12 protein-coding genes are annotated in these 12,423 nt (G+C 54.2%); 9 read left to right on the top strand and 3 right to left on the bottom strand.

Features of this window, described 5'->3' with window-relative positions:
• Positions 1-2 precede the first annotated feature (2 nt).
• The 4 genes from aceE to FEAC_RS00545 all read left to right on the top strand — a co-directional run bounded on the left by aceE (position 3) and on the right by FEAC_RS00545 (position 5,651).
• Positions 3-2,753, top strand: a complete 2,751-nt coding sequence (gene aceE, locus FEAC_RS00530; RefSeq protein WP_035388092.1) for a pyruvate dehydrogenase (acetyl-transferring), homodimeric type — start codon at positions 3-5, stop codon at positions 2,751-2,753.
• A gap of 19 nt (positions 2,754-2,772) precedes the next feature.
• Entirely contained in the window at positions 2,773-3,366 is a 594-nt protein-coding gene (locus tag FEAC_RS00535; protein WP_035388237.1) for an HhH-GPD-type base excision DNA repair protein, read from the top strand.
• A gap of 553 nt (positions 3,367-3,919) precedes the next feature.
• On the top strand, positions 3,920-4,990 hold the full coding sequence (locus FEAC_RS00540; protein WP_035388090.1) for an NADH:flavin oxidoreductase/NADH oxidase: 1,071 nt from the start codon (positions 3,920-3,922) through the stop codon (positions 4,988-4,990).
• A 241-nt stretch (positions 4,991-5,231) separates the two neighbouring features.
• Positions 5,232-5,651 carry a low affinity iron permease family protein gene (locus FEAC_RS00545; RefSeq protein WP_035388089.1) on the top strand — a complete coding sequence of 140 codons (420 nt, stop codon included), beginning with the start codon at positions 5,232-5,234 and terminating at the stop codon, positions 5,649-5,651.
• 759 nt (positions 5,652-6,410) lie between these two features.
• On the opposite strand, the gene FEAC_RS00555 is transcribed toward FEAC_RS00545, so the two are convergent.
• Positions 6,411-7,016 (bottom strand): MBL fold metallo-hydrolase, encoded by a 606-nt coding sequence (locus FEAC_RS00555; protein WP_035388087.1) that lies wholly within the window; start codon positions 7,014-7,016, stop codon positions 6,411-6,413.
• A gap of 95 nt (positions 7,017-7,111) precedes the next feature.
• Between FEAC_RS00555 and FEAC_RS00560 the strand changes: the two genes are divergently transcribed.
• From FEAC_RS00560 to FEAC_RS00570, 3 genes are all read left to right on the top strand, one after another.
• Positions 7,112-8,233, top strand: a complete 1,122-nt coding sequence (locus FEAC_RS00560; RefSeq protein ID WP_052565030.1) for an acyl-CoA dehydrogenase family protein — start codon at positions 7,112-7,114, stop codon at positions 8,231-8,233.
• Between the two features lie 91 nt (positions 8,234-8,324).
• A complete protein-coding gene (locus tag FEAC_RS00565; protein WP_035388086.1) occupies positions 8,325-8,750 on the top strand; it encodes a hypothetical protein in 426 nt (141 codons plus the stop codon).
• Between the two features lie 84 nt (positions 8,751-8,834).
• On the top strand, positions 8,835-9,131 hold the full coding sequence (locus FEAC_RS00570; RefSeq protein WP_236684572.1) for a carboxymuconolactone decarboxylase family protein: 297 nt from the start codon (positions 8,835-8,837) through the stop codon (positions 9,129-9,131).
• 27 nt (positions 9,132-9,158) lie between these two features.
• Here FEAC_RS00570 and FEAC_RS00575 read toward each other — a convergent pair whose 3' ends face one another.
• The gene (locus tag FEAC_RS00575; RefSeq protein ID WP_052565033.1) at positions 9,159-9,941 is read right to left on the bottom strand and encodes an ATP-grasp domain-containing protein; all 783 of its coding nucleotides are present in this window, start codon (positions 9,939-9,941) and stop codon (positions 9,159-9,161) included.
• Positions 9,926-10,816 carry an ATP-grasp domain-containing protein gene (locus tag FEAC_RS00580; protein ID WP_160290292.1) on the bottom strand — a complete coding sequence of 297 codons (891 nt, stop codon included), beginning with the start codon at positions 10,814-10,816 and terminating at the stop codon, positions 9,926-9,928. Before FEAC_RS00580 ends, FEAC_RS00575 begins: the two co-directional genes overlap by 16 nt.
• A gap of 76 nt (positions 10,817-10,892) precedes the next feature.
• Here FEAC_RS00580 and FEAC_RS00585 point away from each other — a divergent pair, with 76 nt between their 5' ends.
• Together FEAC_RS00585 and FEAC_RS00590 are read left to right on the top strand one after the other, a co-directional pair.
• Positions 10,893-11,591 (top strand): alpha/beta hydrolase, encoded by a 699-nt coding sequence (locus FEAC_RS00585; RefSeq protein WP_081900904.1) that lies wholly within the window; start codon positions 10,893-10,895, stop codon positions 11,589-11,591.
• A gap of 87 nt (positions 11,592-11,678) precedes the next feature.
• A complete protein-coding gene (locus FEAC_RS00590; protein WP_035388083.1) occupies positions 11,679-12,395 on the top strand; it encodes a response regulator transcription factor in 717 nt (238 codons plus the stop codon).
• The last annotated feature ends 28 nt before the right edge of the window (positions 12,396-12,423 follow it).

The raw sequence follows: 12,423 nt of genomic DNA on the forward strand, positions 1-12,423 counted from the left end.
GAATGGGTGATGTGATTATTGACGGTTTTGCACATCAGATTCCAGACATCGACCCAGACGAGACGGCGGAGTGGGTGGACTCGTTCGACTCCCTAGTGGATGGTCGCGGGAAACAGCGCGCCACTTTCCTGCTGATGAAGCTTCTTGAGGCGGCTCGCGAAAGACAGGTGGGCTTTCCAGCCACTGTCTCGACACCGTACATCAACACCATTGCACCCGAAAACGAACCTTGGTTCCCCGGGGATGAACAGGTCGAGCGCCGCATCCGAGCCTTCATCCGTTGGAACGCTGCAGCGATGGTTACCAGAGCTAATCATCTCGCTGACGGTATCGGCGGTCATCTTTCGACCTATGCGAGTTCAGCTTCCCTCTATGAGGTTGGCTTCAACCACTTTTTCAAAGGCAAGGATTCAGGGTCACCCGGCGACTTCGTCTACTTTCAAGGACACGGATCGCCAGGAATCTACTCGCGAGCATTCCTTGAGGGGCGTTTAACAGAGGATCAACTCGATCACTTCCGGATGGAGGTCGATGGGCTGGGTATCCCTTCGTACCCTCATCCTCGACTGATGCCCGAGTTTTGGGAGTTTCCGACCGTCTCGATGGGACTGGGTCCAATCCAATCGATCTATCATGCGTTGTTCAACCGCTACATGAATGACCGCCATCTTGCCAGCACTACCGAGAGTCGTATCTGGGGATTTGTAGGTGACGGTGAATTCGATGAGCCAGAAACCTCTGGCGCTCTTTCGCTTGCTGGTCGAGAACATCTAGACAACCTGATCTGGGTTGTGAACTGCAATCTCCAGCGACTTGATGGCCCCGTGCGCGGCAATGGCAAAATCATCCAAGAGCTCGAGGCCACCTTCCGGGGCGCCGGATGGAATGTCATCAAGGTGATTTGGGGCTCAAAGTGGGATGAACTTCTTGCCAGAGACACCGACGGAGTTTTGCTGAACAAAATGAATACGACTCCCGACGGGGATTTCCAAAAGCTCGCTACCGAGTCTGGTGCCTACATTCGGGAGCATTTTTTTGGTCCCGATCCACGGCTGCGTGCATTGGTGGACCATCTCAGTGACGAAGATCTTCAACAACTACCTCGAGGAGGACATGACTACCGGAAGCTCTATGCCGCTTACCACGCGGCGGTGAACAATCAAGGTTCTCCGACTGCCATCCTCGCCCATACCGTAAAAGGATGGACGCTCGGTCCTAACATCGAAGCTCGCAACTCCACTCACCAGATTAAAAAAATGACCGACGAACAACTTCGTCAATTTCGCGATCGACTCCACCTCAACGATATCATCAGCGATGAGATGCTCGAAGCACCGGAGCCGCCATATATCCGTCTACCTGAAGGTTCGATCGAAGCTGCGTACCTGGAGTCACGCCGCAAGCAGCTCGGAGGTTCGCTACCCCGCCGTATAAATAGGAGTGCAGAGTTACCGACGCCTAGCGACGACTCCTTCAAGGAGTTCTACCTGGGGTCGGCCAAGCAGCAAGTGTCGACAACAATGGTATTCTCGAAGCTCCTTCGCAATCTTATGAAGGATCCCCAGATTGGCACTCGCATCGTGCCGATCGTGCCTGATGAGGCGCGAACTTTCGGCCTTGAGGCGCTCTTCCGTGAAGCGAAGATCTACTCGACGATTGGTCAACGTTACACACCTGTCGATGCCGGCCTTCTGCTCTCCTACAGCGAAGCCCAGGATGGACAAATTTTAGAGATGGGCATTACCGAGGACGGGGCGACTGCAATGTTTACCGCAGCAGGGACCTCGTATGCAACCCTCGGGGTACCCATGATTCCCGTCTATCTCTTTTATTCTATGTTTGGTTTCCAACGATCCGGGGACCTTCTTTGGGCTGCATCTGACGCCCGAGCGAAGGGATTCTTGATCGGAGCAACGGCTGGCAGAACGACTCTGTTAGGGGAGGGCCTCCAACACACTGATGGCCACTCACAAGTTCTTGCCGCCGTCTATCCAAATGTTCAAGCCTACGATCCAGCCTTCGCATACGAGATAGCCGCCATCGTAAAGCATGGAATCGCCGATATGTTTGGTCCACAGAGTCGCGATGTCATGTATTACCTGACCACCTACAACGAGAACTACTTGATGCCCCCAGCTGACCCCGAGAGGAACCTGGAAGATCTCAAGGATGCCATTATCCGTGGTGGATATCTCTTTTCAGCTGGACAATCTTCTGGTTCGCCTTCGTTGATCTCGTCAACGACGCCGCGAGATAGAGAACGTCACGCGACTTTACTATTCTCCGGTACGGCACAGTCGTCGGTTCGTGCAGCTGCAGATGCACTGCGAGACAACTGGAATGTCATATGCGATGTCTACTCGATCACGTCATACAAACGCCTCCGAGAAGACGCGGAGGCGGCCGAACGATTTGAGCGCCTACATCCTGGAGAGACTACGGAAGCTCCCTGGGTAACTCAGCTCCTCGGAAGTGCCGAAGGGCCAATCGTGGCGACCACCGACTTTGTTAAGTTAGTGCCTGACCAAATTCGACCCTTTGTGCATCAGCCATTCGTATCGCTAGGGACCGATGGCTTTGGCCGCTCTGATACCCGCGAAGCACTACGTCGATTCTTCGAGACCGACGAGGGCTCTATCGTCGTGGCAACGCTCTTCGCGCTCGCCAAACTCGGCGAGGCAAAGCCCGAAGAGGTCGCAGACGCCATGACTCACTACGGCGTCGTATATGAACACCACGACCCAACCGTCTGATCGAGAGAGGCTGAAACAGATGATGAAGGGTGACATATATCTCTCACCTGAACCAGCAGCCAACGCTTTCTTAAAGGAAAATCCTTTTGGTCTTCTCATGGGCATGCTCCTGGATCAACAAATACCAATGGAGCGTGCATTCAGCGCACCATATCTGTTGAACGCCCGACTCAAAACCCATTTCGACAAGGTGCTTAGTGCTGCGAATTTGGCCTCTCTCGGTGAAGACCAGATGACTGCACTGTTTTCAGAGAAGCCGGCACTACATCGCTTTCCAAAGGCGATGGCTGCCAAGTGTCATCTCCTTGCTGAGAGGGTCGTTACTGACTACCATAACGACGCTGCGGCACTATGGGAAGGGGCAGACTCCGCGGAGGCGCTCCTTTCCGCCTTAGAATCGCTCAACGGGTTCGGAACTGACAAATCCAAGATCTTCATCGCATTGCTTGGAAAGCGATTCAACGCAGCACCGGTTGGATGGGAACGGGTCTCTGATCCATTTGGTCGGGCCGACGAAGTGCGCTCGGTTGCTGACGCTAGCTCTCCAGAGGCCCTCGAAGAGATACGCCTGTTCAAGGCCAAAATGAAAGCCATGACGAAGGCGAGCTCGTAGAGACAATAGGCGTAGCCGCGTAGCTCGCACCAAGTCCGATCAAAGGCTGGGTTTGGTACGTTTGCGTAGCGACACTACCCACGGTTACTCAAATCGATACCTCGTTGTAGTCAAAGGTCGTTGACCTCATTGCAGGATGCACTCTCGACATTCCCATGGACGATAGTCGTTATCTGGGTCTTCGGAAAGAAGCGGGGTTCCGGTACCAAGATCGACTAGCAATCGGCGAGCCATTGAGAGTTCTGAGGCACCCGGCTAGATTGAAGCCGTCGATCGGAGAGTTCTAATCTACACAACCCGCGAGCAGGCAAGAGGGGTCGCTCACGTCTAAGGCGCGAAGATCAACACTGGTGACATGCGAGCCGTGACATGCGGAAGTCGCTGCTCTACCACGGATAGCAAATGGCCTACTCGGTTGCAGCACACATTCTTCACTATCCAAGAATGAGTCATCTCTACCCCTCATGCAGACCGGTCTCTGGACTCAATACCTGGCAGGTCTCTAACTTGACGCGATTAGTTTGAAATACGACCCCAAAAAACAGGAAGAACAATGTCATCTCTCTTTAGTCCGCTCCATCTTCGCGAAATCACCTTCACCAATCGTGCATGGGTGAGCTCCATGTGCCAGTATTCAGCCACCGACGGTGTCGTCGGCGACTGGCATTTAGTTCACCTCGGCTCGTTTGCCACCGGTGGTGCCGGTCTCGTCATGGTTGAAGCGTCGGCAGTCTCCCCCGAGGGCAGAATCTCGGTGTACTGCCCGGGATTATGGAACGATACGCAGGTACGTGCTTGGTCGCGCGTAACCAATTTCGTGCATTCTCAAAACTCTAAGGTTGGCATACAACTCGCCCACTCCGGTCGCAAGGGGTCAACGACCGCCCCTTGGGATGATCACCTGATTGCATCGGCTGAAGAGGGTGGCTGGACTGCCGTAGCCCCGAGTGCGATTGCCTTCCAAGGTTACCCAGTGCCTCACGCGCTGTCAGCAGCAGAGATAGAAGACATAATCACCTCGTTTGCCGACGCAGCACGCCGAGCCGTCAAGGCAGGTTTCGACCTGGTTGAGATTCATGCAGCCCACGGCTACCTTCTACATCAATTCCTTTCGCCCCTTTCCAATGAAAGAACCGATGCTTATGGGGGATCCTTCGAAAACAGAATTCGATTGCTCTGCGAGACAACCCAGGCCGTGCGTGAGTCGATCCCAAGTGGTACCCCACTATTCGTACGAATATCGGCGACTGACTACGCACCGGGTGGCTGGGACCTGGAAGAGTCAATCGAATTATCTGCTGCGCTAGGAAACTTAGGCGTGGATCTCATTGACGTTTCATCAGGCGGCAACGTCGCGGGGGTTAAGATACCCGTGGGCCCCGGATATCAGGTCGCGTTCGCCGACGAGATTCGCAGCAAGACAAACATCCCCACCAGCGCCGTCGGGCTTATAGTCGAACCTGAACAGGCCGAGAATATTATCGCTTCGGGTAAGGCGGATGCCACCATGTTGGCACGTGCGATGCTTAGAAACCCGCGATGGGCGTTGAATGCAGCCGAACAACTAGGTGACTATATCGCATGGCCCCCGCAGTTCGAACGCGCTCGCACTCTCCTCGATTAGATATTAAGAACCGTTTAAGGTGGTGGCAGGGCCCCGGAGTGCTCAAATGCATAGCATTGCGTGGTCGTGGTTCGAGAGAAGCAGTCCCGCACAAGCGCCTACTTCGACCAATCCTGCTACGCTGGGATTATCGCCTTCCGTTCTCCATAAGAACTTTTCGGCCTTTGCATGTCGGTGAGCGAACACGCCCTACATGGTAGAAGGTCGAACGGATGAGAGATACGTCTTCGAAGGAGAATTCATGGAACATACAGCAGTTCAACGAAGGATGAGCCGTATATTACACTGGATAGGCGACCTCGCATCGCGGTCGACAGCCACAGTCGTCGTGGTGGTGTCACTCCTGATTTTCGGTGTCCTTCTTGCCATCGCCGGCTTCCCTGTGAGTTGGGAGGCTGCGTTCTCAACCGTAGCCGGTGCGGTCACCCTTGTGATGCTGTTCGTTGTCCAACACACTCAAGGGCGCAACTATCTCGTCCTACAGCTCAAACTAGACGAACTAATTCGATCTTCGCCTGAGGCAAACGACATCCTCGTCCGTCTCGAAGTGGCTGACGATAGCGAACTCAACGACATTGAGCAAGACCAACTCGCTCACCATGAGTCACTTCGCGATCCCGTCGGCTTCACCACCTCGAACAATGGGCACGAGGAGCCCTAACCAAGGACGTTGTCTCCGGCGGTCGTCTCTTTAGTCCTGCACGACACCTTCATCGTTGGTTGACCCTCCCGGTCATCGTCATCGACCGTCACGCTCATTCAACAAGTTGATCACTGGACTTGCTCACCAACCGAGAGCGCCAACCTAAGAGGCGACTACAACGCAAACTAGCTAGACAGACCAAAGGCTCCAACCGTCGTAATGCTACAAAGCTAGCTATAGCCAAGTTATCAGCAAAGGAGACTGATCGACGCAAGGACTGGATCGAGTGGACCACGACCTGATTGCCCTAGAGGATTTGGGGGTCAAGAACATGATCCGTTCGGCCAAAGGCACAGTTGAGAACCCAGGCAAGAACGTTGCTCAGAAGTCCGGACTCAACAGGTCTATCCTCGAACAGGGCTGGGGTATGTTCCACAGACGGCTCACTGACAAAGCTATCAATGCCATAACCCCAATGCCATAACCCCAGTAGAAATCATCGCCATCAACCCCACATACACGAGCCTACGTTGTTCTAGGTGTGGTCACACAGATAACGCAGACGTAAATGCAGCCAAGAACATCATTGCCGCAGGGCTTGCGTTTAAAGGACGTGGAGGGACATCGCACGCTGCGCCCTAATCAGGTTAAACACAGCGACCCAGTGAAGCGTCAACCAGCCGAAGCTGCGTGAGTAGCCTAGGAAGCCCCGTCCGTAAGGGTGGGGAGGATGTCACATCTTTCTATATCCACAAAACCAAGCGGCCAAGGATGGAATCACCAGCCTCGTTCAACCCAGTCATCGAGACTTCCCACTTCAGCGCCGATCGTGGTGGATGCACCATGACCAGGCAACACCAATGTATCATCATCGCAGGTCGCAAAGATCCGACGTAGTGACGAGATAATGGTAGGGAAATCACCGCCAGGAAACTGAGTTGCTCCGGGTCCACCAGGAAACAAGGTGTCTCCCGTAAACAACACCTTGATCCCCTCAGGGGAGATACAGAGTGAGCCTGGGGTATGCCCTGGTGTGGCTACTATGCGCAGAGCAAGAGACCCGAGTCGAATCAACTCATTATCTACCAGGGTTGCATCGTACCCATCAAGTAGTGGGGCATCCGGTTCACTCACCAAAACCTTCACGCCTCGGCTCCGCAGGGCTCCGACACCCCCGATGTGATCGTGATGCCCGTGAGTAATAACTACCCTGGTCACATTGCGTCGAGTAAATTCATCGAGCAAACTCTGTTCATCGCTGGTCGCGTCGATTAGCAATGCCTCATCGGAACTCGGAGTCGTCAGTACGTAGAGATTATTTTCTAACGAACCAACAACGAACTGCTCCACGGAAAGATCCCCGACTGTAAAGCTAGTTTGCACCGTCTCCTGCCCCCTCCTACACTCGAACTAACAGTAGGCTAGTCAGTACTAGCAGTGCGAACACTGACTTGGCGCTGAAGCTAGGATCTGAGAAAGTGAGGACGACGTTGAACTTCGCGCTAACCGCAGAGCAAGAGGAGCTAAAGAGCACAACTCGGCGATTTCTTGCCCAACATCTGCCGACAAGTAGTGTGCGAACATCGATGGAGTCCGCCACCCCTATTCCGGTGGACCTCTGGCGCGAGATGGCAAACGGACTTGGAATCGCCGGCCTATTGATCCCAGAGGTAGCTGGAGGACTCGAGCTTGGGTTCATTGAAGCTGCGTGTGTTCTTCAAGAGATAGGTCGCTCAGTTGCTCCCCTGCCTTTCCTGGTTACCTCAATCCTCGGCGTAAGCCTGCTCTCTCATGCGGACGCTAAAGATCCGATCATCGCAGAGATCTTTGCAGGGATTAACACCGGCGATATCATTCTTGGTCTCGTATGCGGATCTATAGACGACCCGTTACGGCCGTGCGGGACATGGTCAGGCGCAGGAGTAGGAGTCACGGCTGAAAGTCGCTTCGCCCTCGATGGAGCTCAAGCTACTCACCTACTCGTGGCGCTGGATGGCGATCGTGGCACTGTCCTCGCTCTAGTTCGAGCCGATGCACCGGGTGTTACCGTCACCGCAGAGGTAACACTTGACCTAACTAGGCCCATGGCTCATGTTCGATTCGACTCCTCCCCAGCCACAGTCATTCTTGATCACACCCAGCTCCAACAGTTAACTGAACGGTTTGATGCCATCGCTAGCGCCGGGATTGCACAGGACATGATCGGAGGAGCTGAGCGTGTCCTCGAGATGTCGGTGGAGTATGCAAAGGATCGCCACCAATTTGGCCGCCCAATCGGTAGCTTTCAGGCAATCAAACATCGCCTCGCGGATATGCTCGTCGACGTTGAATCTGCAAAGTCGACAGCTCTCTACGCCGCATTCACCATCGCCGATGCTAGCGATGATCAGTTGATTGCCGCCGCTACCGCAAAATCAACCTGTGGTGATGCCTACTTTCGCGTGGCAGCAGCCTCCATCCAGGTTCACGGTGGGATCGGTTTCACCTGGGAACATGATGCACATCTGTACTTTAAACGTGCAAAAGCTGACCAGATTCTCTTCGGCAATGGTCCGGCTCAGCGGCGAAAACTCGCCCACCTCCTGGGAATCGTAAGTTAAGCATAGAGCCCCAATGGAGTATCACGTTGTGACCTCCAAACGAGTAGGATGAGAACAGGTAGAAGGTTGCCTGAGTGGTGGAATGAATAATATGGATCGAGAGAGCGCCGCAGACAAGAACAGTGAGCTTTTGGCTACAGCGGAGGATCGCGAGCGTGCTCGCACATTGTTGCTCCAACGCTTCCGATCTGGTGATCTGGATTTCGATGAGTATGAGGTTCGCCTCATGCTGCTCACTAAAGCTCGCAAGGTTTCACAGATCTATGAGGCGACGTTCGAACGGACGCGTGCCCCGTTCGTGGGGCCACGGTGGGACCGTCGCATCCGTCGCATAGACTCCTTCGGGTTGATCCCGGTAGCTGCGCTGGCTGTGTTAAGTTTCTTTATGGGTTGGGTCGTTCCCCTGCTTATCATCATCGCTGTGGTCTTGGTAGTAATCAACTTGGGATACGGATTGCAATGGTTGCGTTTTCGCCCGATTAAGCGAAGTCTCTCCCGAAGCAATCACGCCGTGTAACCTAGACTCATGCATGATGATCAACACCAACCCTGGCACCAAGTGCAAGAAGATCTCCGCCAGCCGGCGAGGGATCTCAGGACAATGATTCCGGAGGTGCTAAAGTCCTACGGGAGTATGCACCATGCTGCCATGGCAGATGGTGAGCTTACCACAAGTACTAAAGAACTCATTGCGCTTGCAGTCGCTGTCGCTCTAAAATGCGACGGCTGCATCACCTCCCACGCGCGCGGCGCAGCTCGTGCAGGGGTCACTCGGCAAGCAATTGCCGAGGCGCTTGGGGTAACTATCCTGCTCAGCGGGGGACCCGGTACCGTATACGGTCCCCGCGCTCTTCAAGCCTTCGACGAGTTTCTCGCAGACTACCAAAGTCAGGAATAGCGCACCGTCGTCGGCAAATAATTCTACTCAAGCCACGTAGGATTCACATAACCACTTCATTACACGGCTTGCATGATTGCTGAACCCAAGCTGATATAGAGATCTTGCCCCCACTAGGTCCTCAATCTCCATCACTATCGGGCCGTGCGGTCCAGACACGGTATCAACACCGTAATAGCCTGCGCCCAATCGTTCGACCACCGTTCGAACAAGATCACGTTCCCTTTCGTCTGGTACGACATGATTGACAGTTGCGCCGAGCGAGAGATTCGAACGAAAATCATCTACCGCCTTTCGCTCTACCGTCGCCACTACCGTAGTGCCCACAACATAGTGACGATGGTCGCAGTTCGCACCCACGACAAACTGCTGGACGACCATCATGGCGCCCCCCTGGTGCCATCGCCGCCCCTGAATCCTTCGAACTCCCTGACCTCCGTGGCCAAACCTTGGCTTGGCTACCCAGAGAGATGATGGTGTAGTACTCAACGGATACAGCTCCGGTGTTGCGAATCCATGCTTCTTGCACCAGAGGTACTGAGCGAGTTTGTCATTGCCCAACAGCGCTATTAGTGGGCTATTCACAACATGGGAAATGCGCCTCGCTAGCCAGATCCGTTGGCGTAGCGAACGCGAACGAACAAGCATCGCGTCAAGATCATCTAATCGAATGCCTCTAAGCTCCTCGGGACCCACCACCGGAATGACTCGGGCTCCAAACGAACGGCCCGCCGAAACCAGATCATGGAGAAAGAACGAATTTAAACGAAGCTGGTCGCGATCGTAATAGATCGCTACTGTTGGAGCCATCTGCCAAGTGCTTGACCGACATATCGAGTAACGTCAATACCAGAGATCGCCGATAGTCTCCAAATATGGGCGTTAGAGTTGACTTCACACACAATCGAACCCTCGTTCCCTTCGTCAAATAGCAGGTCAACCCCCACATTAAAACCTCCAACCGCATTAGCACTTGCCTCAGCGAGTCTGCGTTCGGTCTCGGACGGTTGATACGGGTACCCTACGCCACCGGCGGACAGGTTGGCGCGAAAATCATCCGGATGTTGGCGGGCTATCGCAGCAATGCAGACTCCATCTACCACTTGTAGACGCAGGTCACGTCCTCGCGAACTAGCCACAAACTCTTGCGCAAGTAGATGCCGATCCGCCAAAGCATCTACGAGAGCAAAAACGTCTTCGGCGGTATTAGCGAGATAGACCTGCGCCCCGAATGATCCCTTCGCCTCCTTGATGACCATAGGTAGCCCAATCTCGTCGATCATCGACATCACCAGCCCGAATGCTATCTGCTGTTTTGGATAGACCGGAGGCAGCATCATCGTCTTTGGGATACGCAGTCCGGCAGCAGCGAGGTGGGCATAGGTGCGACGCTTGTCGTCACAGATCTCTATCGCCCTAGAGCTGTTGACTACAACTGCTCCCTGGAGTTCTAGTAATTCAGCGAGGGCTACGTCCTTGTCGAGAAACAGGATCAGTTGACGGCTACGATCAACCCGATCAACCCTGCTCATAAGTTCCTCAGAGCTCACCAGCGCGACATCAGCAAAAGTCTCACTCAAGCCATGCTGGTACAAGACTCCGTGGTCGAGAAACTTCTCGCCTAACCCCAGGTTTGCAACCACCAACACATCACGCTTAGCGGCCATGGGTGAAGTATTGCTCACCGAGTCTCTTGTCTTGGGAGGTTCAACAATCCCAATGATAAAGCTTGCACTGCTACAGTCTAGAGAGGGAGGTGCCATGCCAGTAGATCAGTTATGGTGCGAACCAGCAGGCTTACAACTTTTTATCGCGACCGTGAAGGAAAGCGCCACCCCTGGAAGACCAACGATCCTGTATTGCCCCGGAATCGCGGATACTGGGCTAGGCGGTAGTGGCAACCGAGTGTTGCAGGAGGCCGCCGAACGCCTGAGCTTCTACTGTCATACAGAGGTGGTTGGTGTAAACCCTCATGGAATTGGGGAGTCGGATGGAACGCTCGGGCCAACAACTTTAATGTCGGACCTTAAGACCGTCATCGCCTTCCTTGCGCCCCGGCCATTGGTTCTGATCGGGTTTGGCCTCGTTGGATACGCTATGCTCGCCTGTGGGAATGTTGATCCTGTCGTTGGTCTAGTAACAGTCGATCCCTTAGTAGACCAACTCAATGCTGACGAGATCGTCAGTACTGGCGTACGCATCGATCCTTCATCCCCCTTCCCCGCACCTGGGTACCCTCTTCCCGCTCCGTCGGAGCTTGCTCGTTGGATGTTGGTCACACCCGGCGACCGTTCGAGAGAGGACAACTTGGACATTGACGGTCTCATTCAGCGCTATCATCCCGAAGTCCATCGTGTGTATGCTACGTCATCCCGCCTGCAAAACGACCCGCGCCCCTACGCGCTCATTCTCGGATGGTTGGAACGAGAGCTCTGGCCCACTCCCACCACGATTTCATGACGAATAGCCTCTCAGCAATTCTTCTGGAATCTCCTAGCTTGTCCTTTAGATGAACAGTTAGCATGGCTATCGCGAAAGGAGAGTCGCATGCGGATCTTGGTAGTAGATGATGAAGAGACCCTGGTAGACACCCTGAAGCGTGGTCTAGTCGCAGAAGGCTTCGCCGTGGACACATGTCTCAATGGTTTGGACGGCATCAAGCTGGCCAGAAGTGCACCCTATGACTGCATTGTCCTCGATATAATGCTGCCCGGAATGAACGGTTTCAAATTCACAGCAACCCTACGAAGTGAAGAGATATGGACCCCAATCTTGATGTTGACCGCGAAAGATGGAGAGCTCGACGAAGCTGAAGCTCTTGATACGGGCGCGGACGACTTCCTCAAAAAGCCGTTCTCATTCACGGTACTCGTCGCCCATATTCGAGCACTACTTCGCCGCAACGTCGATAGCCGCCCACCCGTCCTAATAGCTGGAGACCTGAAGTTGGATCCATCGAGCCACTCAGTCATGCGCGGTGACACCGCAGTGGATCTAACCACCCGAGAGTTCTCCTTCCTCGAGCTGCTCATGCGCTCTAAAGGGAAAGTGCTGAATAAACGAGAGATCATTGAGCACGTTTGGGACTACGATTTTGAGGGAGACTCAAACATTGTCGAGGTGTACATTGGCTACCTGCGCAAGAAGATCGACGCTCCCTTCGGGACCAAGTCGATACGTACCGTGCGAGGGGTTGGTTACCTCCTTGAGGAGGACGGAGGCGCGACAGCCGTTTCCTGCGCCGAGGTTCCAGCGACTGTCTAACCCTTATGCAGGAGCAATACCACAGTGA

The organism is Ferrimicrobium acidiphilum DSM 19497, assembly GCF_000949255.1.
Lineage (GTDB): Bacteria > Actinomycetota > Acidimicrobiia > Acidimicrobiales > Acidimicrobiaceae > Ferrimicrobium > Ferrimicrobium acidiphilum.